General features: G+C 51.9%; 22 protein-coding genes. 14 read left to right on the forward strand and 8 right to left on the reverse strand.

What is annotated here, in order from left to right:
- Positions 1-118: 118 nt before the first annotated feature.
- The 5 genes from EGY12_RS14560 to metG form a co-directional block, all read right to left on the reverse strand.
- On the reverse strand, positions 119-814 hold the full coding sequence (locus EGY12_RS14560) for a CidB/LrgB family autolysis modulator (protein ID WP_123894387.1): 696 nt from the start codon (positions 812-814) through the stop codon (positions 119-121).
- Positions 811-1,218 carry a CidA/LrgA family protein gene (locus tag EGY12_RS14565; RefSeq protein WP_123894388.1) on the reverse strand — a complete coding sequence of 136 codons (408 nt, stop codon included), beginning with the start codon at positions 1,216-1,218 and terminating at the stop codon, positions 811-813. Before EGY12_RS14565 ends, EGY12_RS14560 begins: the two co-directional genes overlap by 4 nt.
- 138 nt (positions 1,219-1,356) lie before the next feature.
- Positions 1,357-2,571, reverse strand: coding sequence for an MFS transporter (locus tag EGY12_RS14570; RefSeq protein WP_123894389.1), 1,215 nt, complete (start codon positions 2,569-2,571; stop codon positions 1,357-1,359).
- Between the two features lie 131 nt (positions 2,572-2,702).
- The gene (locus EGY12_RS14575; RefSeq protein WP_123894390.1) at positions 2,703-3,770 is read right to left on the reverse strand and encodes a sugar ABC transporter substrate-binding protein; all 1,068 of its coding nucleotides are present in this window, start codon (positions 3,768-3,770) and stop codon (positions 2,703-2,705) included.
- A gap of 222 nt (positions 3,771-3,992) precedes the next feature.
- A complete protein-coding gene (metG, locus tag EGY12_RS14580; protein ID WP_123894391.1) occupies positions 3,993-6,020 on the reverse strand; it encodes a methionine--tRNA ligase in 2,028 nt (675 codons plus the stop codon).
- A 159-nt stretch (positions 6,021-6,179) separates the two neighbouring features.
- Here metG and apbC point away from each other — a divergent pair, with 159 nt between their 5' ends.
- Positions 6,180-7,292, forward strand: a complete 1,113-nt coding sequence (gene apbC / locus EGY12_RS14585; protein ID WP_123894392.1) for an iron-sulfur cluster carrier protein ApbC — start codon at positions 6,180-6,182, stop codon at positions 7,290-7,292.
- 45 nt (positions 7,293-7,337) lie between these two features.
- On the opposite strand, the gene EGY12_RS14590 is transcribed toward apbC, so the two are convergent.
- Positions 7,338-7,967, reverse strand: coding sequence for a phosphatase PAP2 family protein (locus EGY12_RS14590; protein ID WP_123894393.1), 630 nt, complete (start codon positions 7,965-7,967; stop codon positions 7,338-7,340).
- A 236-nt stretch (positions 7,968-8,203) separates the two neighbouring features.
- Here EGY12_RS14590 and udk point away from each other — a divergent pair, with 236 nt between their 5' ends.
- The 4 genes from udk (at position 8,204) to dcuC (ending at position 12,956) form a co-directional block, all read left to right on the forward strand.
- Positions 8,204-8,845, forward strand: a complete 642-nt coding sequence (gene udk / locus EGY12_RS14595; protein WP_004938922.1) for a uridine kinase — start codon at positions 8,204-8,206, stop codon at positions 8,843-8,845.
- Between the two features lie 125 nt (positions 8,846-8,970).
- The gene (gene dcd / locus EGY12_RS14600) at positions 8,971-9,552 is read left to right on the forward strand and encodes a dCTP deaminase (RefSeq protein ID WP_004938917.1); all 582 of its coding nucleotides are present in this window, start codon (positions 8,971-8,973) and stop codon (positions 9,550-9,552) included.
- A gap of 44 nt (positions 9,553-9,596) precedes the next feature.
- Entirely contained in the window at positions 9,597-11,429 is a 1,833-nt protein-coding gene (gene asmA, locus EGY12_RS14605) for an outer membrane assembly protein AsmA (protein ID WP_123894394.1), read from the forward strand.
- A 174-nt stretch (positions 11,430-11,603) separates the two neighbouring features.
- Positions 11,604-12,956: an anaerobic C4-dicarboxylate transporter DcuC gene (gene dcuC, locus EGY12_RS14610; RefSeq protein WP_123894395.1), complete on the forward strand. Its 1,353-nt coding sequence runs from the start codon at positions 11,604-11,606 to the stop codon at positions 12,954-12,956.
- Between the two features lie 31 nt (positions 12,957-12,987).
- Here dcuC and EGY12_RS14615 read toward each other — a convergent pair whose 3' ends face one another.
- Together EGY12_RS14615 and EGY12_RS23375 are read right to left on the reverse strand one after the other, a co-directional pair.
- Entirely contained in the window at positions 12,988-14,571 is a 1,584-nt protein-coding gene (locus EGY12_RS14615) for a TerC family protein (RefSeq protein WP_060440356.1), read from the reverse strand.
- 387 nt (positions 14,572-14,958) lie between these two features.
- Positions 14,959-15,138 carry a hypothetical protein gene (locus EGY12_RS23375; protein ID WP_172962925.1) on the reverse strand — a complete coding sequence of 60 codons (180 nt, stop codon included), beginning with the start codon at positions 15,136-15,138 and terminating at the stop codon, positions 14,959-14,961.
- A gap of 67 nt (positions 15,139-15,205) precedes the next feature.
- On the opposite strand from EGY12_RS23375, the gene galU reads away from it, so the two are divergent.
- The 9 genes from galU to EGY12_RS14660 all read left to right on the forward strand — a co-directional run bounded on the left by galU (position 15,206) and on the right by EGY12_RS14660 (position 26,005).
- Positions 15,206-16,105 (forward strand): UTP--glucose-1-phosphate uridylyltransferase GalU, encoded by a 900-nt coding sequence (gene galU, locus EGY12_RS14620; protein ID WP_123894396.1) that lies wholly within the window; start codon positions 15,206-15,208, stop codon positions 16,103-16,105.
- Positions 16,106-16,146: 41 nt separating this feature from the next.
- A complete protein-coding gene (locus tag EGY12_RS14625) occupies positions 16,147-17,040 on the forward strand; it encodes a sugar phosphate nucleotidyltransferase (RefSeq protein ID WP_123894397.1) in 894 nt (297 codons plus the stop codon).
- A 293-nt stretch (positions 17,041-17,333) separates the two neighbouring features.
- Positions 17,334-18,467, forward strand: a complete 1,134-nt coding sequence (locus EGY12_RS14630; RefSeq protein WP_123894398.1) for a polysaccharide export protein — start codon at positions 17,334-17,336, stop codon at positions 18,465-18,467.
- Between the two features lie 15 nt (positions 18,468-18,482).
- Positions 18,483-18,917, forward strand: a complete 435-nt coding sequence (locus EGY12_RS14635; RefSeq protein WP_123894399.1) for a protein tyrosine phosphatase — start codon at positions 18,483-18,485, stop codon at positions 18,915-18,917.
- 16 nt (positions 18,918-18,933) lie between these two features.
- Positions 18,934-21,123: a polysaccharide biosynthesis tyrosine autokinase gene (locus tag EGY12_RS14640; protein ID WP_123894400.1), complete on the forward strand. Its 2,190-nt coding sequence runs from the start codon at positions 18,934-18,936 to the stop codon at positions 21,121-21,123.
- Between the two features lie 139 nt (positions 21,124-21,262).
- A complete protein-coding gene (locus EGY12_RS14645; protein WP_123894401.1) occupies positions 21,263-22,351 on the forward strand; it encodes a hypothetical protein in 1,089 nt (362 codons plus the stop codon).
- 71 nt (positions 22,352-22,422) lie between these two features.
- The gene (locus tag EGY12_RS14650; protein ID WP_172962926.1) at positions 22,423-23,592 is read left to right on the forward strand and encodes an EpsG family protein; all 1,170 of its coding nucleotides are present in this window, start codon (positions 22,423-22,425) and stop codon (positions 23,590-23,592) included.
- 90 nt (positions 23,593-23,682) lie between these two features.
- On the forward strand, positions 23,683-24,744 hold the full coding sequence (locus EGY12_RS14655) for a glycosyltransferase family 4 protein (RefSeq protein ID WP_371415345.1): 1,062 nt from the start codon (positions 23,683-23,685) through the stop codon (positions 24,742-24,744).
- Between the two features lie 109 nt (positions 24,745-24,853).
- Complete coding sequence (locus tag EGY12_RS14660; RefSeq protein ID WP_123894404.1) at positions 24,854-26,005, forward strand: glycosyltransferase family 4 protein; 1,152 nt, start codon at positions 24,854-24,856, stop codon at positions 26,003-26,005.
- Positions 26,006-26,020 lie beyond the last annotated feature (15 nt).

A 26,020-nucleotide genomic window follows, 5' to 3' on the forward strand; every position in this document is an offset into this window, starting at 1 on the left:
TAACGGGATAACATTCTAGGCAGGCCGGAGATATTAAAGTGTGATAAATGTCTCTTAATTGATGAAATCAATGCAATGAGATACATAAATGCGAGATGTATCGCAAGTTTTACCCTGTTCAACCGAACAGGTGCAGCAGTACCGGGAACAGGAACGGTGCCAACAGCGAGGTGATGATGCCGCAGATCACCAGCGCCAGCGAGCCGAAAGCACCTTCCTGGTAGTCCATCTCCGCGCAGCGTGCGGTGCCCAGCGCGTGGGATGCTGTGCCCATCGCCAGACCGCGCGCCGAGTGGGTGGTGATTTTCAACAGGTTGAACAGCGTATGGCCGAACACGGCGCCGAGGATACCAACGAAAATGACACAGACCGCGCTGATCGCCGGAATGCCACCGAGCGAGTCCGCAACGGCCATGGCGATCGGCGTAGTGACCGATTTTGGCAGGATAGAGGCGGCGATTTCCGGCGTGGCGCCCAGCCACAGAGCGATGGCACCGCCGCTGATCATGGCGGTCAGGCTGCCGATGAAGCACACCGCGATAATCGACTTCCAGCGTGCGCGGATCTGGTGCAGCTGTTCATACAGTGGGAACGCCAGCGCGACGACCGCCGGCTGCAGCAGATCGTTGAGGATTTTGCTGCCCTGAAAGTAGCGCTCATAGGAAATGCCGGTGAACAGCAGCAGCGGAATGATCACCGCCATGGAAACCAGCAGCGGGTTGAGCAGCGGCATGTTCAGCTTGCGCGCCAGCCAGCGCGCGGCGAAATAGACCGCCAGCGTCAGCGGCAGCGACCACCAGATTTCATGGATCATTTTTTGCCCTCCGTGTCGCCGGGCTTGCCGGAGATGCGGCGCTCGCGATGAAAATAGTGTGAGGTATAGCCGACCACCACCAGCACCATCAGCGTGCTGATCAGGCAAGAGATGACCAGTGGGCCCAGATGCGCGACGATCTGATCGTAGTATTTCATCACCCCGACGCCGATCGGCACGAACAGCAGCACCATGTAGCGGATCAGCAAATGACAGCCGGGTTTAACCCATTTGGCCGGCATAATCTGGGTAGAGAGCAGGGCGAACAGCAGCAGCATACCGAGGATGCTACCGGGAATGGCGAACGGCAGCAGCGCCGCCAGCGCATTGCCGACGAACAGACAAAGGTAGATGAGGAGCAGGGCTCTCAGGTATTTCCAGCACAGTGTGAGCACGTTGGCCATTGTCTTTTCCCGTTTAACCGATGCATTCATCATACAATTAAACTGTGAGCCATGCCACAGATCGAACCATGAATTCTCGCTATGAGTGCCATGCCCGATCGGCGGGTTGACAGCCCGCAATGGCTACTACGCGCGGGTTCAGCGCGTATCTTCGGCGGTTGCCGCCGCGTGTTCTGCCAGCCGGTGGCCGAGGAAGAAAAACAGCAGGCTGAGCAGCGCGGCGACGATCAGCATCACGAACATCAACGGCGGCGCGGCATAGCTGAGCAGCACCCCGCACAGCACCGGGTTGATGGCGCCGCCCAGCGCGCTGAGGTTCTGTACCCCATAGTAACTGCCTTTCAGGTGCGGCGGCGCGATAAAGTCGATGAACATGTATTCCACTGGGATAACGATGATTTCGCCGAGGGTAAACACCGCCATCGCCGCCAGCCACAGCCAGACCGCCTGGCCGGCCATCATAAAGCCGAGCAGACCGACGATGAAAAACAGCGTGCCCAGCGCCAGCCAGCGCAGCATATTTTCCTGACGCATGCCGCGGCTGAGCAGGTATTGCAGGGCGATGACGATACCGGCGTTGACGATCATCACCAGCCCGATGATTTTGTAGGCAAACTCGGCGCTGGAGACGGTGATCAGGTACTGCGACAGATAGCCGGTGAACTGACCGAACACGACGGCGCCCAGGGTACTGCCGAGGGTGAAGTAGATCAGCCGCCGATCGCTGCGCAGGATAGTCAGCGTCTGGCGGAAGTTGGGGAGCGCTGCGGGTGTGGTGGCGGCTGGCGTTGCGCGCTGTTCCCGGCCGCGCAAACGCAGGCTGAGTGCCGCCACCGTCGCCAGCGCCAACCCGCCCGACAGGTAAAACGGCAGCAGCGGGCTAAGCCCGGCCACCAGAACGCCGAGCGCAGAACCGATCGCCCAGCCGACGTTGACCAGCGTGTAGTTGATTGAAAAAGCCTTGATACGCTGCTCGACCGGCAGCCAGTCGGCGAAGCAGGCCTTAATGGTGATGCTTAGCACCGAATAACAGGTGTGCAGGATCGCCAGCACCACGATCACGCCGCCGGGGCGCGGGATCCAGGGAAGGGCGAAGAAGCTCAGCGCAAACAATAAAATCGACAGCAGGATCAGGCGGTTCTTGCTGAATTTGTCCACCAGATAGCCGCCGTACAGGCTGGCAAGGATGCCGAGGGTCAGGCTGACGCCCAGGATCACGCCCACGCTCTTTGGCAGCAGTTGGAAATGCTCGGTGAGATAAATGGTGATAAACGGCAGCGTGACGCCGCGGCCGATGGTCAACACCAGCGAGCTGGCCAGCAGTACGTTGATCAGCGAGGGGAATCCCTTCATGCGAAGCCTGTGTATGCATACAGTTATTGGGCAATGCAGATAACATAGCGCATTTTGGCGAGGACGGAAGGGGGAAGCCGAAAATTAGTTTAAAAACAGAGGCTGCGTCGGCAGCCTCGTCAAAAACAGCATTATTTACCGTGTTCGGCCTGCAGCGTGGCGAACCACGGCTGTACGAAGTCGCTGCTGCTGCCCCAGCCGGGGATGATCTTCGCCAGCCCGGCGACGTTGACCGGCCCCGGCTGCGCCAGCAACAGCGCCTGCGGAATGACCGTCGCTTTGAACTGATAGCTGTCCGGTGTGCTTTCCCCGGCGATCTTGTTGGCCACCAGGCGCAGGTTGACTGCGCCGATAAGTTTCGGATCCACCGCCACGCTGACTTGCCACGGGCTGCCGGCTTCGCGCATCAGTTGCAAGTCCTGGTTGGAGATATCGATGCTGTACAGCTTGATCTCGGTGCGGCCGTTCTCTTTCAATGCCTTGTAAGCACCTTGGGTGAAGGCGTCCCAGGTGCCCCAGATGGCGTCGATCTTGCCTTTCGGGTATTTCGCCAACACCGCGCCCACCTTGTTGGCGGTATCACCCTGTACGTCGGAGGAGACGGCGCCGATCGATTCCAGCTCGTGAATGCCCGGATGTTGTTTCAGCAGCTGCTGATAGGCGGCCTGGCGGCGTTCCATCGGCGGGAAGCCGGCTACCCAGAGTTTGATGATGTTGGCCTGGCCGTTGAAATCCTTCACCAACTGGCCGAAGGAGGCGTTGGCCAGCGAAGCGTCGTCCTGCTGCGAGACGGTGACGCCGGGAACGCTGCCGTTAACGTCGGTATCGAAAGCTGCGACGGCGATGCCGGCCGCCGCGATGCGTTTAACCAGATCGGTGGAATAGGGGGCCCGTCCCTGCGAGAGAATGATGCCGTCATATTTCTGGCTGATAGCCTGGTTGACGAAGTCCTGGAAGCGCGCGTCGTCGCCGTTGCTGAGGAAAGTGTCCACCTTGAAGCCCAGCTTGCGTCCTTCCTGAATGGCGCCCGCCAAAAATTGTGTGGTGTTATCATCGGATCCGAGGTTACGGATCACCGCGATGCGTACCGGCCCCTGATGTTGGGCGATGGCGATCGGTACGGCGGCATTTTCCGCCGCCTGCAGCGGCAGGGCGGACAGCAGGCAGAGGGCGAGCAGCGAAGTCTTGAGGTTTTTCATTATTATAGGCTCCAAAAAAGCGGGGAAACGATCCCGGTGAAGGTCTGTTATAGCAGTCTTTCTATCTGGACGTCTATTTGTTGTTGCGGAGCATCATAGCGGGATGCGGCGGGCGAGGGAATCAGAGCGGTTATGACTTTTTCTTACTGTTTATAACGTTGGGTTTGAGACCATAAAAAAGGGCCGAGCAAGCTCGACCCTCGATGTTACGCGCTGACGCGATTACTTGACCTGCATACCAGGCTGTGCACCGCTGTCCGGGCTCAGCAAGAAGATCTCTTTCCCGCCAGGGCCCGCCGCCATCACCATGCCTTCCGAAACACCGAAGCGCATTTTGCGCGGCGCCAGGTTGGCGACCATGATGGTCAGGCGGCCTTCCAGCGCTTTCGGATCCGGGTAAGCGGAGCGAATGCCGGAGAAGATCTGGCGCGATTCACCGCCCAGATCCAACTGTAGCTTCAGCAGTTTGTCGGAGCCTTCGACAAAGTCGGCGCTCTTGATCAGAGCGATGCGCATGTCTACCTTGGCGAAGTCGTCGAAGGTGATGGTTTCCTGAATAGGATCGTCGGCCAATGGACCGGTCACCGGTTTGGCGGCGGCCATGTCTTCCTTCGAGGCGTTGACCATCTCGCTGACCTTGTCCAGATCGATGCGGTTGAACAGCGCCTTGAATGCGTTTACCTGATGGCCCAGCAGCGGTTGCGGGATCGCGTCCCAGCTCAGCTCGGCGTTCAGGAACGCTTCGGCGCGTTCGGTCAGCGAAGGCAGCACCGGCTTCAGGTAGGTCATCAGCACGCGGAACAGGTTGATACCCATCGAGCAGATGGCCTGCAGATCGGCGTCGCGGCCTTCTTCCTTCGCCACCACCCACGGAGCCTGCTCATCCACATAGCGGTTGGCCAGATCGGCCAGCGCCATGATTTCGCGGATGGCGCGGCTGAACTCGCGGCTGGCGTAAGCTTCGGCGATGCTCTGAGCCGCGTCGACGAAGGTCTGGTACAGCGCCGGATCGGCCAGGCTGTCGGCCAGTTTGCCGCCGAAGCGCTTGTTGATAAAGCCGGCGTTGCGCGAGGCCAGGTTCACCACCTTGTTGACGATATCGGCGTTTACGCGCTGCACGAAATCTTCCAGATTGAGATCGATGTCATCAATGCGTGAAGAGAGTTTGGCGGCGTAGTAATAGCGCAGGCAGTCGGCGTCCAGATGCTGCAGGTAGGTGCCGGCTTTGATGAAGGTGCCGCGCGACTTGGACATTTTGGCGCCGTTCACCGTCACGTAGCCGTGCACGAACAGGTTGGTCGGTTTGCGGAAGTTGCTGCCTTCCAGCATCGCCGGCCAGAACAGGCTGTGGAAGTAGACGATATCCTTGCCGATAAAGTGATACAGCTCGGTGGTGGCGTCTTTGCGCCAGAATTCGTCGAAGTTCAGATCGCCGCGCTTGTCGCACAGGTTCTTGAAGGAGCCCATGTAGCCGATCGGCGCATCCAGCCAGACGTAGAAGTATTTGCCCGGCGCATCCGGGATCTCGAAGCCGAAGTAAGGCGCATCGCGGGAGATGTCCCACTGCTGCAGGCCGGATTCGAACCACTCCTGCATCTTGTTCGCCACCTGTTCTTGCAGCGCGCCGGAGCGCGTCCACGCCTGCAGCATTTCGCTGAAGGCCGGCAGGTCGAAGAAGAAGTGCTCGGAGTCGCGCATCACCGGTGTCGCGCCGGAAACCACGGACTTCGGATCGATCAGTTCCGTCGGGCTGTAGGTGGCGCCGCACACTTCGCAGTTGTCGCCGTACTGATCGGGCGATTTGCATTTCGGGCAGGTGCCTTTCACGAAACGGTCCGGCAGGAACATGCCTTTCTCCGGATCGTACAGCTGAGAAATGGTGCGGTTCTTGATAAAACCGTTTTCTTTCAGGCGGCTGTAGATCAGGGTGGACAGCTCACGGTTTTCATCGCTATGGGTCGAATGGTAGTTGTCATAGCTGATGCCAAAGCCGGCGAAATCCTGTTGGTGCTCCTGGCTCATCTCCGCGATCATTTCTTCCGGTTTCACGCCCAGTTGCTGCGCTTTCAGCATGATCGGCGTGCCGTGCGCGTCGTCCGCGCAGATGAAATGCACTTCGTGGCCGCGCATTCGTTGGTAACGCACCCAGATATCCGCCTGGATGTGCTCGAGCATGTGGCCGAGATGGATGGAACCATTTGCGTACGGTAGCGCGCACGTCACCAATAATTTTTTCGCGACTTGAGCCATAGTGAGAACTTGCTTTCTGTAATGAATAAAAGGGCCTTCGATGTTAACCGATCGCGCCCTTCGCTGCTAGGGCGGTTTCTTACAGGTTATACGCGCCAGCCGACGGGCAGTTCTGATATGCTTAGCCGGAAGCTACCCATTCAAAATCAAGGAGCCGGGATGAACGCAAAATCCCCTGAGCAGACCAACCCCGAAGTTCTGCGTGCCCTGGTGACCGGTGTACTGGCCGCCTTTGAACACCCGACGTTGAAAAACAACCTGACTGCGCTGAAGGCCATTCATCACTGCGCGTTGCTGGACGATGTGCTGCATATCGAACTGTCGATGCCGTTTGCCTGGCAGAGCGGTTTTGAGGCGCTGCAGGCGAGCGTCGGCCCCGAGTTGTTGCGCGTGACCGGCGCTTCCGCCATCGACTGGAAGCTGAAACACGACATCACGACGCTGAAGCGTGCCAACGGCCAGGCCGGGATCAAAGGCGTGCGCAACATCGTCGCCGTCAGCTCCGGTAAAGGCGGAGTAGGGAAATCCAGCACCGCCGTCAACCTGGCGCTGGCGCTGGCCGCCGAAGGCGCCAAGGTCGGTATTCTGGACGCCGACATTTACGGCCCGTCGATCCCCAACATGCTGGGCACCGAACATGAGCGGCCGACCTCGCCGGACGGTCAGCACATGGCGCCAATCGTGGCGCACGGCCTGGCGACCAACTCCATCGGTTACCTGGTGACCGACGACAACGCCATGGTGTGGCGCGGCCCGATGGCCAGCAAGGCGCTGATGCAGCTGCTGCAGGATACGCTGTGGCCGGATCTGGATTACCTGGTGCTGGATATGCCGCCGGGCACCGGTGACATCCAACTGACGCTGTCGCAGAACATTCCGGTGACCGGCGCGCTGGTGGTCACCACGCCGCAGGATATCGCCTTGCTGGATGCCGCGAAGGGCATCGTGATGTTCGAGAAGGTGCATGTGCCGGTGCTGGGCATCGTGGAGAACATGAGCGTGCATATCTGCAGCAACTGCGGTCACCATGAGCCGATCTTCGGCACCGGCGGCGCCGAGAAACTGGTGCAGAAATACCACAGCCGTCTGCTGGGGCAGATGCCGCTGCATATCTCGCTGCGCGAAGACCTGGATCGCGGTACGCCGACGGTGATCAGCCGCCCGGACAGCGAATTCGCCGAAATGTATCGCCAGCTCGCCGGCCGCGTGGCTGCGCAGATGTATTGGCAGGGTGAGGCAATTCCGACGGAGATTGCGTTCCGCGCGCTGTAATCTGCCTATGGTAATGCGAGAACCCGGCTTAAACGCCGGGTTTTTTTATGGGATGCGAGTAGGGTTGTGCAAATCCGCACGGGTATAAGGGCGTTCGATTTGCGCTAATGTTTTGGCGATATGCTCCAGCAATCCCTGGGTGGGGGCCGGCTGCCGATGTCCCATCAGTGCCAACGGCAAGGCCAGCGCGATGGCCAGATGTGGCCAGGAAAGGCATGGGCGAGCCTTGGCACGTTGCAGCCACAGGAACAGTGCGCTGGCCAGGTAGCCTAAAATCAGCCCGCTGATCACCTCGGATACCGAGTGCACGCGAATTTCCAGCCGCGACACGCCGATGGCGAAAGGCAATATCCATCCGGTCAATAGCGCAAGGCTGCGCACCGGATGAGAAAAGCGGCCGGTCAACGCCCAGAGCAGCGGCGGCCAGATGCTGGCGGCGAGGGCCGAATGGCCGCTGAAGCCGGTGAAATCATAGCGCTCGCTGCCGATACCCCAGCCCATAAAGGCCAGTTTGGACAAGCAAACCACTCCGCCGGTGAAGCCGAAGATCAGCGCCCACTGCCAGCCAGCTGTGCGGGTGGTGGGAGACGCGAGCAACAATAAAAACAGAATCAGCGCGCAGGGCAGCAGCAGCATGCTGTCGCCGAAAAAAGTCAAAAAATACCAATCCAGCACATCAATCTCCGATGAAAGGCCACGGGGGAGCATAAGTCAGCGCAGGAGTGTATCTTGTTACCGCGCTTTGCCCTAGCCGTGAGATTCTTAAAATGCTGCAGCGCCGATCGATAAGGTGAGCCAGCCCGAATTCACCCGCCGTCGCGCAATATACAGTGGCGCAAATCCTGACGACTCCCTATAATTGTCGCGTTTTAGTTCCCCCCTTCACATTACGAAATCAGGTCTTTAATTTTATGACTGACAATCCGCATCAGTGCGTCATTATTGGTATAGCTGGCGCATCTGCCTCCGGAAAAAGCCTTATTGCCAGCACGTTGTACCGCGAACTCCGCGAGCAAGTCGGCGATGAGCACATCGGCGTTATTCCTGAAGACAGTTACTATAAAGACCAGACTCACCTGACCATGGAAGAACGGGTCAAAACCAATTATGACCACCCGAGCGCCATGGATCACAACCTGCTGTTCCAGCATCTGCAGATGCTGAAGGCCGGCAAGGCGATTGAACTGCCGCTGTACAGCTACACCGAGCACACGCGCAAGAAAGAAACCGTCCATCTCGAACCTAAAAAAGTGATCATTCTGGAAGGGATCTTGCTGCTGACGGATATCCGCCTGCGCCAGGAAATGAACTTCTCGATCTTTGTCGACACGCCATTGGATATCTGCCTGATGCGCCGCATGAAGCGCGACGTCAACGAGCGCGGGCGCTCGATGGATTCGGTGATGGCGCAATACCAGAAGACCGTGCGCCCAATGTTCCTGCAGTTTATCGAACCTTCCAAACAATACGCCGACATCATCGTCCCGCGCGGCGGCAAGAACCGCATCGCGATCGATATTCTGAAAGCTAAAATCAGCCAATTCTTTGAATAATGCCGCTTAATGGCCGGAAATATGCATTTCCGGCCGGCGGCCAACTATTTGCACCCCAGCGTAGACCTTTCGCCCGTTGTGTGGCAATTTTTGTTTAGTGACGCGTTTTGATGGAGAAGAGAGACATGAGACTGTGCGACCGCGATATAGAAGCCTGGCTGGATAGCGAGAAACTGGTGATTTCCCCGCGCCCGCCGCTCGAACGCATCAACGGAGCCACAGTAGATGTCCGTTTGGGCAATCAGTTCCGCGTGTTTCGCGGCCATACCGCGCCTTTTATCGATCTCAGCGGGCCGAAAGATGAAGTCAGTGCCGCGCTGGATCGCGTGATGAGCGACGAGATTGTTCTGCCGGAAGGCGAGGCGTTCTTCCTTCATCCCGGCGAGTTGGCCCTGGCGGTGACGTTCGAATCCGTGACGCTGCCGAACGATCTCGTGGGTTGGCTTGACGGCCGTTCCTCCTTGGCGCGCTTGGGGTTGATGGTTCACGTGACCGCGCACCGTATCGATCCGGGTTGGCACGGGCGTATCGTGCTGGAGTTTTACAACTCCGGTAAGTTGCCGCTGGCCCTGCGGCCGGGGATGCTGATTGGCGCCTTGAGCTTTGAGCCGTTGTCCGGCCCGGCGGCCCGACCATACAACAGCCGTCAGGACGCAAAATATCGCGATCAGCAGGGCGCAGTAGCCAGTCGAATCGACAAGGACTAACGGCGCGGGATGCACCGTCGGTGTGGCGCTGACAAGAGGGTGGCATGAGAAGATTACTGACGACATTGGCGATTTTACTGGTGGTCGTAGTGGCGGGGATGTCCGCGCTGGTACTGCTGGTCAATCCGAATGATTTTCGCGGTTACATGGTCAAAAAGGTCGAGCAGAAGAGCGGCTACCAGTTGACGCTCGAAGGCGATTTGCGGTGGCATATCTGGCCGCAGCTCAGCATCCTGGCAGGGCGCATGACGCTGACCGCGCCGGGGGCCAAGGCTCCGGTGGTGAGTGCGGAAAACATGCGCCTCGATGTCAAGCTGTTGCCGCTGCTTTCGCATCAGCTGTTTGTGAAACAGGTGATGCTGAAAAATGCCGTTATTCGCCTCACGCCAGACAGCGAAGAACATTCGCAGGTGGACGCCCCGATCGCCCCCGCCGGCAGCGGCACTGATGCGGCGGATGCGGCCTGGAAGTTTGATATCGATAACTTGCGCGTCGTGGACAGCCTGCTGATTTGGCAGCGCGCCGACAACGAGCAAATCAACGTCCGGGACATCAACCTCACCCTGCAGCAAACGGAAAAACGGCAGGCGCAGCTGGAGCTTTCCAGCCGGGTCAACCGCGATCAGCGCGACCTGACCTTCAGCATGGCGGCCGATGTCGATCTGCAGCAGTTCCCACGTCAGCTCAGTGCCAAAGTGACCCAGTTTAATTACCAACTGGCGGGTGCCGATATTTTGAACGGCGGTATCCAGGGAGAAGGCAATGCGCAGGTGGTCTATCAGCAGACGCCGGCGCAGATTGCCGTCAGCCAACTGAACGTCAGCGCCAATAACAGCCAGTTGACCGGTGATATCAGCGCCACGCTGGGGGCAGTGCCCGGCTATGTGGTGAACCTCAATGCGGCTAATCTCGATCTCGACGCGCTTTCCGGCTGGCAATCCAGCACCAATACCGCCGAGCAGCCGGCTGTGACCTCTGCGCCGGTGATCGCCAGCCAGGTTGACGATCGGCAGCAAAACCTGGAGGCGCTGCGTGATTTCAATGCGCAGTTGAATCTGCAGGCGGCGCAGGTGACCTATCGCGGTATGAGCGTCACCCAGTTGGCCGTCGCAGCGGACAATCAACATGGTTTGCTGACGCTGCATAAACTTGCCGGGCAATTGGCCGGTGGAGATTTCTCCTTGCCGGGGACGCTCGACGCGCGTGGCGATAAACCGGTGATAAGCGTGCAACCGGTGCTGAACCAGGTTGAGCTCGGCACGGTGCTCAAAGCCTTCGAGATGCCGCAGATGTTGACCGGAAAATTCAGCATGAAAGGGGATTTGACCGGCGATCGCCTCTCTTCACAAGCATTTGAGCACCGTTGGCGCGGTACGGCGCAACTGGCGATGCAGGATGCGCAGCTGCACGGTCTGAACATTCAACAGCTGATTCAGCAGGCGGTGGCGCGCAATGATAACAGTGTGCGTGGGCAAGACAGCTATCAGCGCTATACCGAAGTCAAAAGCGTCTCGGCGCAGGCCAGCCTGAATCAAGGCACGGTCAAACTCAGCGGCCTGACGGCGGATTCACCGTTGCTGGCGTTAACCGGCACCGGCAGTATCGATATGCCGGGCAAGCAGTGCGATATGGCGCTCAACGTGCGCGTCACCGGCGGCTGGCAAGGGCGCGGTGAGCTGATCGAGCAATTGCAAAAGACGCCGATCCCGCTACGGGTCTACGGGCCTTGGCAACAGCTGAACTATCAACTGCAGGTCGATCAGGTGCTGCGTAAAACGCTGCAGGATCGGGCCAAGGATGCGTTGAACAAGTGGGCTGAAAAGAACAAGGATTCGCGCGAAGGCCAGGATCTGAAGAAGTTGCTCGACAAGCTGTAACCCTCCCAGACGCGGGCCGTCTTGTGGCCCGCGTCAATATCGACGTTTCCCGCGATAATTTCCCTCCGCTACCTTGATGAAGGTCATGAAGACTCGCGCTCAGTTTGTGCAGAGTAAGGCCTGTTCTGCTATGACTATGCGCCTGAGCGCGAAAACATGATGAGTTGAGGAAACATGATAGAGCTTCTTATTGGCGCCGTAGTGGCGGCGGGCGTGGGCCGTTACATCATCAAGGGATATTCCGCCACCGGCGTTTTGATGGTGGGCGGGCTGCTGCTGCTCGGCATCAGCGCCATGATGGGGAAAACGCTGTTGCCATCCGGCGCTGCGTCTACCGGCTGGCGCGCGACCGACATGATCGAGTACGTCAAGATCTTGCTGATGAGCCGCGGCGGCGATCTGGGCATGATGATCATGATGCTGTGCGGCTTTGCCGCCTACATGACGCATATCGGCGCCAATGACGTGGTCGTCAAGCTGGCCTCGCGCCCGCTGCAGATGATCAACTCGCCTTATTTGCTGATGGTGGCGGCATACTTTGTCGCTTGCCTGATGTCATTGGCGGTCTCTTCAGCTACCGGCCTCGGCGTGCTGTTGATGGCGACGTTGTTCCCGCTGATGGTGAATGTCGGCATCAGCCGCGGTGCGGCGGCTGCGATCTGCGCTTCGCCGGCGGCGATTATTCTGGCGCCGACCTCCGGCGACGTGGTGTTGGCGGCCAAGGCGGCGGAGATGCCGCTGGTGGACTTCGCGTTCAAAACCACGCTGCCGATCTCGATTGCCGCCATCGTCTGCATGGCCGTGGCGCACTTTTTCTGGCAGCGCTATCTCGACAAAAAGAACAATGAACAGCATCACATCATGGACGTCAGCGAAATCAACACCCACGCGCCGGGATTCTATGCAATTTTGCCGTTTACGCCGATCCTTGGAGTGCTGATTTTCGACGGAAAATGGGGGCCGGAGCTGCACATCATTACCGTGCTGGTGGGGTGCATGCTGTTGGCGGCCGTGATCGAGTTCGCGCGCAGCTTCAGCGCCAAACAGGTATTCAGCGGCCTTGAAGTGGCCTATCGCGGCATGGCGGACGCGTTTGCCAGCGTGGTGATGCTTTTGGTGGCTGCGGGCGTCTTTGCGCAAGGTCTGAGCACCGTCGGTTTTATCAGCGGATTGATTGGGCTGGCACAGTCGTTCGGCACCGGCGGTTTGATCATGATGCTGGTGCTGGTGGTGATCACCATGCTGGCGGCCATGACTACCGGTTCCGGCAATGCGCCGTTCTATGCGTTTGTCGAACTGATCCCGAAACTGGCGGCGCAGATGGGCGTGAATCCGGCCTATCTGGTGATCCCGATGCTGCAGGCGTCTAACCTCGGCCGCACGCTGTCGCCGGTCTCCGGCGTGGTGGTGGCGGTTTCCGGCATGGCGAAAATCTCGCCGTTCGAAGTGGTGAAACGCACTTCGGTGCCGGTGATTGTCGGGCTGGTGGTGGTGATCGTGGCGACCGAGCTGCTGGTTCCCCAGTAAAAGAAAGGCCGGGCGATGCCCGGCCTCAATGTTAAACCTCGTAGTCCTCCGGTGGGGGAGGAGGGGTGATCTTCACTTTCAGGATGCGGTGGCTGTTGACCTCGAGCGGTTCGAACAGATAGTCACCGATCTTGATTTGCTCGCCTTCTTGCGGCACGCGCTGACTGTGTTCCATCAGCAGCCCCGCCAGCGTGTGGTATTCGCGCTTTTCTTCCAGCGGCATCGGCAGGTACAGCACCAGATCTTCCAGCGGCATATAGCCGTTGGCAATCCAGCTACCGTCCTCGTTTTGCTGAATGTCGTGGCGTGCGTCCACCTCTTCGCCAGCCTCCGGCAGATTGCCGGCGATGGTTTCCATCACGTCCGTCAGGGTGACGATACCTTCGACGGAGCCGAACTCGTCGACCACAAAGGCAAAGTGCGTCTGCGCCTGGCGGAACTGCTCCAGGGCGCTTAACAGCGTGAGCTGTTCCGGGAAGATCAGCGGTTGGCGTATCAGCGCGCGCAGATCCAGTGGCGCTTGCGCCAACTGCTGTTTGAGGACGTCGATAGTGTGGATCACGCCCAGCGGTTCGTCGCTGGCGCTGCTTTCCACCACCACGATGCGCGTGTGCTGATTACGCTCAAGCAGTTGCGTCAGTTTCTCCTGCGGATCGTTCAGTTCAAGGTACTCGACGTCGTGACGCGAAGTCATGATGCTGCTGACGGTGCGCTGCGCCATGCCCAACACGCGTTCGATCATGCGCCGCTCTTGCTGATTGAAGATCTCGCCGTTTTCGCTGTCGCTGTCGGCCAGCAGATTGGCGGAATGGCTGTCGACCTCGGCTTCTTCATGTTTACCGCTCAGCATGCGCAGCACCGCCTCGGCGGTACGCTCGCGCAGCGGTCGCACCTTCGACAGGAAACGACGGCGGTTGAATTGCGCCAGTTGGTTCAATGCTTCGATCATCACCGAGAAGCCGATCGCCGCGTAGAGATAGCCTTTCGGAATGTGATAGCCGAAGCCCTCCGCCACCAGGCTGAAGCCGATCATCAGCAGGAAGCTCAGGCACAAGATAACGATAGTCGGGTGAGCGTTGACGAAGCGCGTCAGCGGCTTGCTGGCCAGCAGCATCAAGCCGATGGCAATACAGACCGCGATCATCATCACCGCCAGGTGGTCGACCATACCGACTGCGGTGATCACCGAGTCGAGGGAGAAGACGGCGTCTAACACCACGATCTGTGCCACCACCGGCCAGAAACGCGCGCCTTTGCGTGCACCGTGCTGCTCTTCATCCTTGCCTTCCAGCCGCTCATTAAGCTCCATGGTGGCTTTGAACAGCAAGAATATCCCGCCGACCAGCATGATCAGATCGCGGCCGCTGAAGGGGTGCTCCGCGACGATGAACATCGGTTTGGTCAGCGTCGCTAACCACGAGATGGAAGCGAGCAGCGCCAGGCGCATGACCAGCGCCAGCAACAGACCGACGACACGAGCCTTATCTCTTTGTTGTTTTGGTAGTTTGTCCGCCAGAATGGCGATGAAGACAAGGTTGTCTATACCCAGAACGATTTCCAGCACGACCAATGTGGCCAGGCCGGCCCAAATTGTTGGATCAGCGATCCATTCCATACGCCCAATTTCACCTGTAAGTTCTACGGCTTATGCCGCATGGGAATGATGGGCGCTGAGGCGGCAAAATTCAACTTTAATCGGGGCTGTATAGGATAAAACAGAAAAATAGTAATGCATAAATTATTAACCTTCATCGCGTAATTCAGAGCTGCGAGGAAAGTACTGTACAAATCGTGGACGCGCTTGTTCAGAAAAAAGACATGCCTTAAAAGCTAACTAAATCAACATATTGAGCTGGGTGGATTATGCTAATATTCGCATGGACTCAACACGTTAGTAGTCTTATTCTGAAAACACCCAACGCCGGGTATCTAAGGCTTGTATCAATAGGTCAATAGTATAAGAATCTTAGCCTCATAAGTGGCAACAACTAGCATTGTTTAGTTATAAGGCACAGACTTTTTTGCCGTTTTGTGAGTCACAAAGCATTTGTGTTGGTACGCAGACTCTGCTGTGCGTAGAGGCGTGATGATAATCCCAGATAATCGCCAACAAATACTGAACCAATAGCACTTTGGCAGCTATAAGCCAAGGGCGGTAGCGTGCCTGAGCGACTTTTTTCATTACAATACCTTGCCTGGTGGGTTGGGTATATGCCAAATAAATCAGTTATTTGCTTTTGGAAGTGGAAATGCAGAAAAGACTAAAAGCTGTGATCCCTGTAGCGGGTTTGGGAACCCGCATGTTGCCGGCAACCAAGGCGATTCCTAAAGAAATGTTGCCAGTGGTCGATAAGCCACTTATCCAATACATCGTCAGCGAATGTGTTGCCGCCGGTATTAAAGACATCGTATTGGTCACTCATTCGTCCAAGAATGCGATTGAAAACCATTTTGATACTTCCTTCGAGTTGGAAGCGGTGTTGGAGGCGCGTGTAAAACGCCAGCTGCTGGCTGAAGTACAAAACATCTGCCCACCGGATGTGACCGTGATGCAGGTGCGCCAAGGGCAAGCGAAAGGGCTTGGGCATGCGGTGTTGTGTGCGAAGCCGATGGTGGGAGATTCGCCCTTCGTTGTATTGCTGCCTGATGTGCTGTTGGATGACGCCACTGCGGATCTGCGTAAAGAAAATCTGGCTAAGATGATCCAACGCTTTGAGGACACAGGGCGTAGCCAAATCATGGTTGAGCCGGTACCAGAGCAGGATGTGTCCAAATATGGTGTAGTGGACTGCGCGGGTGTGGTGCTGGCCGCCGGTGAAAGCGCGCCGATGTCGGCGGTAGTAGAAAAACCCTCTCGTGAGGAAGCGCCTTCCAACCTGGCGGTTGTGGGGCGATACGTGCTTTCAGGCGCGATTTGGCCGCTGCTGGAGAAGACGCCGCCTGGTGCCGGCGATGAGATCCAGTTGACTGATGCGATCGCCATGCTGATGGATGAGCAAAGGGTGGAGGCCTTCCATATGAGCGGTAAGTCTCATGACTGTGGTGATAAGTTGGGATATATGAAAGCCTTTGTGCAATATGGTTTGCGTCATACCACTGAAGGTGAAGATTTCGCTCGATGGTTGAAGCTGAATTTGAATAACGAGTAACATTGTGGCTGAGTGCGTTCACAAGATTGAAGAGGACGAGTATGACGAAGTTAAAAGCTGTCATTCCTGTCGCTGGCCTGGGTATGCACATGCTACCGGCGACCAAAGCGATTCCTAAAGAGATGTTGCCGATCGTCGATAAGCCTTTGATCCAATACATTGTTAATGAGTGTGTAGCGGCGGGTATCAAAGAGATCATTTTGGTTACGCATTCATCTAAAAATGCAATAGAAAACCATTTCGATACGTCCTTTGAATTGGAAGCGATGCTCGAGGCACGCGTTAAGCGCCAGTTGTTGGATGAAGTCCAATCGATAACGCCGAAAGGCGTAACGTTGATGCATATTAGGCAAGGGCAGCCTAAAGGGCTTGGTCATGCGGTACTTTGCGCCAAACCGCTGATCGGAGACGCTCCTTTCGTGGTGCTGTTGCCGGATGTGTTGCTTGACGATGCTAAAGCCGATCTGAAAACAGATAACCTGGCTCACCTCATTTCCCGTTTCGAAGAGACGGGTTTGAGTCAGGTGCTGATCCAACCCGTGGATGAGCATGTTTTGCGCGACTATTCTGTTGTGGAGTGCCAGAACAAGGCGTTGCGGCAAGGTGAATCCTCACCCATTACCGCCATCATCGAAAAGCCGGACAGCGGTGTTCAGCTGCAATCCAACTATTCAGCCGTTGGGCGCTATGTGCTTTCAGCCACTATCTGGCCCATTTTGGAAAAAACCGAGCCAGGTGCCTGGGGGCGTATTCAGTTGACGGACGCGATTGCCGGATTGCTAAAACAGCAGACGGTAGAGGCCACAGAGTTGGTTGGCGAGTCGTTTAACTGCGGTGAAAAGATGGGCTACTTGCGGGCATTTGTGACTTATGGCTTGCGCCACCCAACGCAGGGTAAGGCCTTTCAAGAGTGGGCTGAACAACTTTTTTTGTAAAGCTCACCTTATGCTTTTATGGCTGAGACGAGGCATTATTCCAGCAATTGCGGTTAGGTCTCGGATAAAACTATGCGGCTTACGCTGCTCTTTTTTTTATGAACTATGCAATAATGTTCCGAGAGTTTAAGCCTAACAAATCTGAATTCAACGCTTGCTCAATGAAAGCGCATTTTATGGTGCCTTTGTGCAAGCGTTGACAACTCATTTCGCTAAGTGCCGCGGTAGGTGTCATGGTTGGCATGGGGCTTGGCATTACATGCATTTTTTACTTTGAAAGTGATGATAACTCGATGGCAAAAAAACAATGGAAACTGATACCGCTTCTGGTATCTATCAGTGTGGTTAGCGGCTGTACTATCGTGCCGGGCTCTCATCTTTCAACCAGTGGTAAAGAGGTTGTCAAACAGCAAGATAGCGATTTTGAACTTGACGAACTGGTTAATATTTACCCAATGACGCCTGGCTTGGTTGAAAAAATGCGACCAAAACCTGTTGTTGCACAAACTAACGCTTCACTGGAGCGTGAATTGCAGAACTATGAATATCGCATTGGTATCGGCGATGTTTTAATGGTTACTGTTTGGGATCACCCTGAGTTAACTACACCCGCTGGGCAATATCGCAGTGCTAGTGATACCGGTAACTGGGTGAATTCCGATGGAACCATTTTTTATCCTTATATCGGCAAAGTGAAAGTTGTCGGCAAGACCATGGCACAGGTTCGGATCGAAATTGCCAACAGGTTGGCGCAATATATCGAAAGCCCGCAGGTTGATGTCAGCATCGCCGCTTTCCGCTCGCAAAAAACTTATGTCACTGGTGAAGTCGCCAAATCCGGTCAGCAGCCTATTACGAACGTGCCATTGACTATTATGGATGCGATCAATGCCGCGGGCGGGCTCTCCGAAAATGCGGATTGGCGTAATGTGGTTTTAACGCACAATGGCAGAGAACAGCGTATTTCTCTGCAGGCATTGATGCAGCGTGGGGATTTGACACAAAACCATCTGCTTTACCCCGGTGATATCCTTTACGTTCCGCGAAATGACGATCTGAAAGTTTTCGTTATGGGTGAGGTGAAAAAGCAAGCTACCTTGAAAATGGATCGAAGCGGTATGACCTTGACTGAAGCGCTCGGCAATGCGGAAGGTATGGATCAGAATTTTGCCGATGCTACGGGGGTATTTGTTATTCGTCCACTGCGTGGTGCTGAAGGTAAAAAACTCGCGAATATCTATCAGCTAAATGCCTCGGATGCAACAGCAATGGTTATGGGGACAGAATTCCAGTTGCAACCTTACGATATTGTTTATGTCACTACTGCACCACTCGCACGCTGGAACCGCGTAGTCACTCAGTTGCTGCCGACTATCTCTGGTTATAACAGCCTTACCGAAGGTACTCAGCGTATCCATAACTGGTAGTTGAGGCTAACTAAAATGTTTGATTCAATTTTAGTGGTTTGCGTAGGTAACATATGCCGTTCCCCCACGGGGGAGCGGTTGCTAAAAGAAATGTTGCCAGATAAAGAAATAACCTCTGCAGGGCTTGGGGCCTTAGTGGGTAAACCTGCGGATGCGACAGCCGCCGATGTTGCTCAACGTCATGGCCTTTCTTTGGATGGTCACCAGGGGAAGCAGATTACCTCATCCCTGTGCCGTGAGTATGACCTGATTCTTGTAATGGAAAAGGGGCATATTGATGCCGTATGCCGATTGGTCCCTGAGGTTAGGGGGAAAACCATGTTATTTGGCCATTGGCTAGGCCAGCGTGAAATTGCCGACCCTTATCGCCAAAGCCATGAGGCTTTCGAATTTGTATTTAAGCTTCTTGATGAATCAGCCAAAAAATGGGCTAACGCCTTAAGCCGATAGCTATTCAGGATTACCAATGTCAGAAAAAATTAAAGTAACTCATTCGGGAACCGAGAAATCAGAAAGTATCGACATGGGACGCCTTGTCGGAGAGTTAATTGATAATAGATGGTTGATTGTTACAGTCACGTCTTTTCTTTTATCTCTCGGTGTTCTGTATAGCCTTTTCTCTACGCCGATTTATCGTGCTGATGCTATGCTTCAAGTTGAGCAGAAGCAGGGAAATGCGATTTTAAATAGCCTCAGTCAAATTTTGCCAGATAGCCAGCCTCAATCTGCGCCAGAAATTGCTTTGCTGCAATCACGAATGATTTTGGGGAAAGCAGTTGATGAATTGAACTTGCAGACGAGCGTAGAACAAGATTATTTCCCTGTCTTTGGTAAAGGTTGGTCTCGTTTAAATGGAGAAAAAGCCGGTAAATTAGACATTAGCCGATTCTATTTGCCTGCCAGCGAAAATACTAAAGGTGTTCCTGAGATCATTTTAACCGTTCTTGACAACAAACGTTACAAAGTTGAAAACGATGCAATTAGCTTAGAAGGCCATGTTGGTGATTTGCTAGAGAATAACGGTATTTCCTTGAAGGTGAATGCAATTGATGCTGCACCGGGGACGAAATTTACCGTAAAATACAAGAGCAAACTTGAGGTAATTAACGAGCTACTTAAAGTTTACTCTGTTGCTGACCAGGGTAAGGATACAGGGATGCTATCCCTCACGCTGACAGGCGAAGACCCTGTTAAAATTCGCGAGATTCTTGATAGTATTGCCAACATCTATATGGCGCAGAACATTGCTCGTCAAGCTGCGCAGGATGCCAAGAGCCTCGATTTCTTGCAGGAGCAAATGCCTAAAGTCCGTTCAGACCTGGATATTGCCGAAAGTAAGCTTAATCAATATCGGCAACAGAAAGATTCTGTGGACTTGAATCTTGAGGCTCAATCCGTCTTAAACCAGATTGTCAATGTTGATAATCAATTGAATGAGTTGACGATTCGTGAGGCGGAAGTTTCTCAGCTGTACACGCAAAGTCATCCTACCTACAAAGCTTTATTAGAAAAACGTAGCACGTTGGAGCAGGAAAAGAAGAAATTGAACAAACGTGTTTCCGCTATGCCAGAAACACAACAAGAAGTATTGCGGTTAAGTCGTGATGTGGAGTCGGGGCGAGCTGTGTACATGCAGTTACTCAATCGGCAACAGGAGCTAAGCATTGCTAAGTCCAGTGCAATTGGTTATGTCCGAATCATTGATTCTGCTATAACTGCACCTAAGCCGGTTAAACCGCAGAAAGTGCTAATTATTTTGATCAGTTTAGTCTTGGGTGGTGTTTTCTCCGTTGGCTTAATCCTTGCGAATATGTTCTTGCGTCGTGGCATTGAGTCGCCAGAACAGCTTGAAGAGCTTGGTATCAACGTTTATGCGAGCGTTCCGGTTTCTGAATGGTTGATCAAGGAAAGCTTGGATAGTAAGAAAAAGATCAAGTCCATTTCGACGGTTAAAAATAACCGGAAGGATGCAGTATTTCTTGCAGTTGAAAACCCTGCTGATTTGGCTGTGGAGGCTATACGCGGTTTACGTACCAGCTTGCACTTTGCAATGATGGAAGCCAACAATAAAGTATTGATGATTTCTGGTGCCAGTCCAAATGCGGGTAAGACCTTTGTGAGTAGTAACCTGGCCGCCGTGATCGCCAATACAGGTAAGAAGGTTCTCTTCATTGATGCCGACATGCGTAAAGGCTATATACACAAGAATTTTGGTTTCGAAAATACTGATGGTCTTTCAGATGTGCTGTCAGGAAAAATACCGGTAGAACAGGCGATAAAGAACGTTGTTTCTGCCAATTTTGACTTTATTTCTCGTGGGCAGGTGCCGCCTAACCCTGCAGAGTTGCTTATGCATGAACGCTTAGCGGCATTGCTCACTTGGGCTGACAAGCACTATGACATGATTGTTATTGATACACCGCCAATTTTAGCAGTGACGGATGCCGCGATTATCGGTGGCTATGCAGGGACAACATTGCTGGTTGCCAGATTCGAGCAAAATACCGCGAAGGAAATTGAGGTTTCGATCAAGCGCTTTGAGCAGAGTGGAGTTGTAGTTAAAGGCTGCATCTTGAATGGCATGGTGAAAAAAGCAAGTAGCTACTATGGCTATGGCTACAATTATTACGGCTACTCTTATTCAGATAAAAAGTAATTGATGAAGACTAAAGCTGACATTCTAAAACAATGTCAGCTTTATTTCCTTGGTCAATGTGGCTGCCTTTAATATCTGAGACATGGCGCTTTTATGACGTGTTTCACCAAATGTTTGTTATTTTTTAGAGTACCACTTTATGAAAAGAATTCTCATACTGAGTCACACAAGAAGCATATCTACCTTCAAAATAGGTAGTCATCACTATGCTAATGAACTACAAAGCGAAGGACGTCAGGTGAGTTTTTCTGGGGTGCCGTTTAGCTTTATTCATTGGGTATTAAGAAGAAAAAATAATACGGGCAGCAAGAAAACCAACGAGGGTGTTAAAGTTGTAAATATAAGAGCGTTGTTGCCAATTACAATAAAATATAATTATTTTTTATCAAAGGTAAATCTTCTTTCGATGCGGTTGTTTACCCCAGGAGATTTTTTTGATAAACATTACGATGTAATAATCTGCGATACGCCTTTTTTTGAGCCGTACATAAAGAGAATGACGTACACAAAATTAATTTACAGACCTACAGATGATTATTTGTCGATTGCAGGGGAAAAGATAAGGTCGTATGAGGAGCGGATTATACAAAGAGCAAATTGTATTGTCAGTACCTCTAATGTGGTTGAGGACAATCTTTTCAAGAATTACCCTTCAGTTATAGAGGGGAAAACCTGTGCTGTCATTGAAAATGGCTATGATTCAAGAGAGTTCTATAATAAAAATAGCGGATATCGGAATAACGCGGTTTATGTCGGGGCGCTTGATTTCCGCTTTGACTTTGGAATGTTGGCATTCCTTGCCAGTAATCGACCAGATTTCATTTTTGATATATTTGGCCCCATCGATGAAAAGTATCGCCAGAGTGTCGAAGAAATAAAGAGGCAAAACAGTAATGTTATCTTCCATGGCGAAATTGACTATGGAAATGTTTGTGATATTCTCAATGAACATAAAATAGGGCTTCTATTGTTCAATTCAAGCCAGGCCAACGTAGGGCGTAGTCCTATGAAACTCTGGGAGTACTTATCTTCGGGGTTGAGTGTGATTTATTCCAATATTAACTTGAATGCTTCTATTGGGTGTTTATATAAGTATCACGACGAAAACGATGTCTTATATGCGTTCGATATGGCTGCCAGCAGTGATAAGCTTGAATCTTCTACCAGCGAGGATATTGGAAAATATTCATGGAAATATAAGGCTAGTGCCCTTGCGAAATATTTCTAGCAACCGATTATAAAAAGAGATGTAAAAAATTTATGCTTAGTACATATGGTACATTCGGGAATATAAGAGTTATGCCGGTGCTATTCGCGCTGCTTATGACCCTTCCTATCGTAGTCTTTCCATTCTCCCCATTGTTAGGCTACTATATCTCTATTATTTTATTGCTAACCGTTTCTGATTTATGTAATGCGAAACCAATAAGGGTCTATTTCTCTCTTATTGCATTGGTCTGTGGGGTTCTGGTTTCTGCTTCGAGAGTACATCTGACATCAGCAAGTGATGACTTCGGCCATTATTATGCTTCTTATCTTTCTATTCTTCATGGTGGAACAATATTTCAATACGCCGGAGGCGTGGAGTTCTTACTCTCGCTTTATTTTAAAATTCTGGTAATGATTTTTGGAAACCTTCATCCTAGTAGCATTCTTTTCTTTGTTGCGCTGCTCAACAGTTTCCTTTTCTATCTATGGCTAGAAAAATTTGGTTTGAATAGGGTAGATGACAAGTTAAAGTCACTATGCATCGCGGCATCACTGACATTTTACATGTTCACAATTAGCACATTGTTAATGCGCCAAATGTTGGCAACGCCCTTTTTGTTATTTGCTCTTTCTTATACGTTACGTAGCAAGATGGGAATTCTCTCCCTTCTTCTGGCATCTTTTGCACATTTATCCTCTATACCGATTTATTTCATCATTCGTATTTTGATGTCAGAAGACAGAAAGAAAAAGAATTTAATGGTTTTGTTCTTTCTGGTTGTTTTGGTTCTTTTCTCTCTGATTGTTAAGTTTTCTTCCTCCTTGACTGGTCTGCCGGTTATTGGGATCTTGGCATTTAAGCTTGAGTATTATGGCCGGGTTTCATTGTTTAGTTTTGACAGAATAGATTCGTATGTCAAATATTTGGTTGTCATGTTGATCGCTTCAATATTTTTCTTTTCTGAAAAGCATAAGGATTGGAAGAGCTTACTCTATTATAGTGGTGCAATTTATATTATCTGGTTACCAATACCGTTGATGTCTGGTCGGATATTTTTGATGTTAGGGACGGTGGCATTAGGGTACATTCTTTTTCTATCCGCCTACAGAATGAGTATAGTGCTGAGATATTTTTTGGTCATTTACTGTATTTTTAGGGTGCTGACATTAGGTATTTATTATACAAATAATAACGACGGATTTGATTTATGGTATAGCTATCCCTGGATATCCGAAAATGCATTTTACTTTGTTAGATAACCATAGGGTGAGAATCTGATTTTTACGTCTAGGATGAGTTACGAGTTCAATAAAATCAGGCAAGCCATATCCGGATGTGTTAAAGAGGGGATGATGATTTATATTAACGGTAGGTTTTTAACCCAAAAGACAACCGGTGTACAACGTTTTGCCGAAGAGGTCGGAAAAGCGCTAGTTGGCATACGGAATGATGTCGTCTTCCTTGTGCCTGAAAAAACTCAGGTAGTGAAAAAAGAGTTTCTATCTAACTTTAAAGTGCAAGAAGTTAAAGGTGGTAACGGGCATTTTTGGGAGCAGTTTACTTTGCCCAAATACCTGAAGCGATTAAATTCTCCGTTACTCCTTAACCTATGTAGTACTGCTCCTGCATTCTATAAGAACAAAATAGTTACACACCATGATATCACCTATGTCCGATTCCCTGAAAGTTTTTCGAAGCCGTTCCGGTTATGGTATAGGGCTTTAGTTCCTATTATGATAAAAAACTCGAAATGTTTGCTAACAGTCAGTGAGTTTTCTAAAAAAGAAATTTCGACATTTTATCGTTGTGAAAACAAGCGGGTAGAAGTAATAAGCAATGCAGTTAGTAAGGAGTTTCAGCCACCACAGCCGTCTTTAGGCAACAGTATACATAGTAGTAATCAATATGTGCTTGCCGTATCTTCACCTAATTATCATAAAAATTTTCATGGGTTAATCGAGGCGTTCTCTGCAAGCAACCTTGATATTAAATTGAAAATTATAGGTGATCGAGCCGGTACTTTCAGTAAAGTAAAATTCTCTGAAGATGACCCAAGGATTGAGTTTCTCGGCCGGGTTAACGACGACGAGTTGGTTGCTCTTTATCAGAATGCCAAATTTTTTGCATTTCCATCATTTTATGAAGGCTTTGGGATACCTCCGTTGGAGGCCCAGGCTTGCGGTTGTCCCGTTATATCATCAGATCGAGCTTCTTTGAAGGAAGTGCTTGCCGACAGTGCTGTGTACTTTTCACCTGATTCAAAAGCAGAAATTATTGAAGCTCTGGAGTCTGTAGACAAGGATGCATCTCTGAGAGAAAGTCTGAAAAGAAAGGGTGAGAATAATGTTACCCGTTTTTCCTGGAGGTCTTCTGCTGAAAAACTGAATAAAATTATTTCAGAAGTTCTGTAATTAAGCGTGACGGTAAAAAGTACGGGATAATTCCATATTGAAAAATTGAAATTATTAATCCGTTAAAACTACAGCGGCTATTAATGTTGGCTTTTAAGGTGAATCCGAGATGAGTAATCCAAGTGTTGGCGTTGTGGCCGATTGGTTAGTAACCTACGCAGGGGCAGAGCGTGTCATAAAAGAGTTTATAGACATGTATCCAGAGGCTGATCTTTACTCTGTGGTCGATTTTCTTTCAGACGATGCCCGCAGTTTTTTCCATGGAAAAAAAGCAATAACAACTTTTATTCAAAAACTACCTAAATCAAAAAAAGCTTACCAGAAGTATCTACCCTTTATGCCACTTGCGATAGAGCAGCTTGATGTTTCAAAGCATGATATTGTGCTATCAAGCAGTCACGCAGTAGCAAAAGGGATTCTGACAGGCCCAGACCAGTTGCATATCAGTTACGTTCATTCCCCTATACGTTATGCGTGGGATTTACAGCATCAATACCTGAAAGAGTCAGGTCTGGACAGGGGGCTGAAAGGACATCTTGCGCGATGGATTCTGCATAAAGTGAGAATGTGGGATTATCGCACCGCTAACGGCGTTGATTATTTTATCGCCAACTCTGATTTTATTGCTCGGCGAATTAAAAAAGTCTACGGTCGAGATGCAGACACTATATATCCACCGGTTGATGTCGAGCGTTTTTCCTATCAGGAAAACAAAGAAAACTTCTATTTTACTGCATCACGTATGGTTCCCTATAAAAGAATCGATTTAATCGTCGAAGCTTTTGGTCACATGCCTGATAAAAGGCTTGTTGTGATTGGCGATGGCTCTGAAATGGCTAAAATCAAGGCAAAAGCTAAAAGCAATGTCGAGATTCTCGGCTATCAGTCAAATGAGGTTATGCTTGAGTGTATGCAGAAAGCTAAGGCATTTGTATTTGCTGCTGAAGAGGATTTCGGCATTACACCTGTTGAAGCTCAGGCCTGTGGCACGCCAGTGATCGCCTTTGGCAAAGGTGGCTCCTTAGAAACGGTGCGTCCATTTGGTGTATCGAAAGCGACAGGGGTATTTTTTGCCAATCAAACCGTTACTTCTGTTGTCGAAGCTATTGAGCATTTTCAAAACATTGAGTCATCTATTCTACCCCAAGATTGTCGTGATAATGCTTTACGGTTCTCCGTTTCACGTTTCCATAAGGAAATGGAGAAATATATAAGTGATAAATGGAAGGTGTTCAATAGCTCAAAAATGATTGAGTACTGATATGAGTTATCTCTA

Origin of the sequence: Serratia sp. FDAARGOS_506, from assembly GCF_003812745.1 — a bacterium.
Lineage (GTDB): Bacteria > Pseudomonadota > Gammaproteobacteria > Enterobacterales > Enterobacteriaceae > Serratia.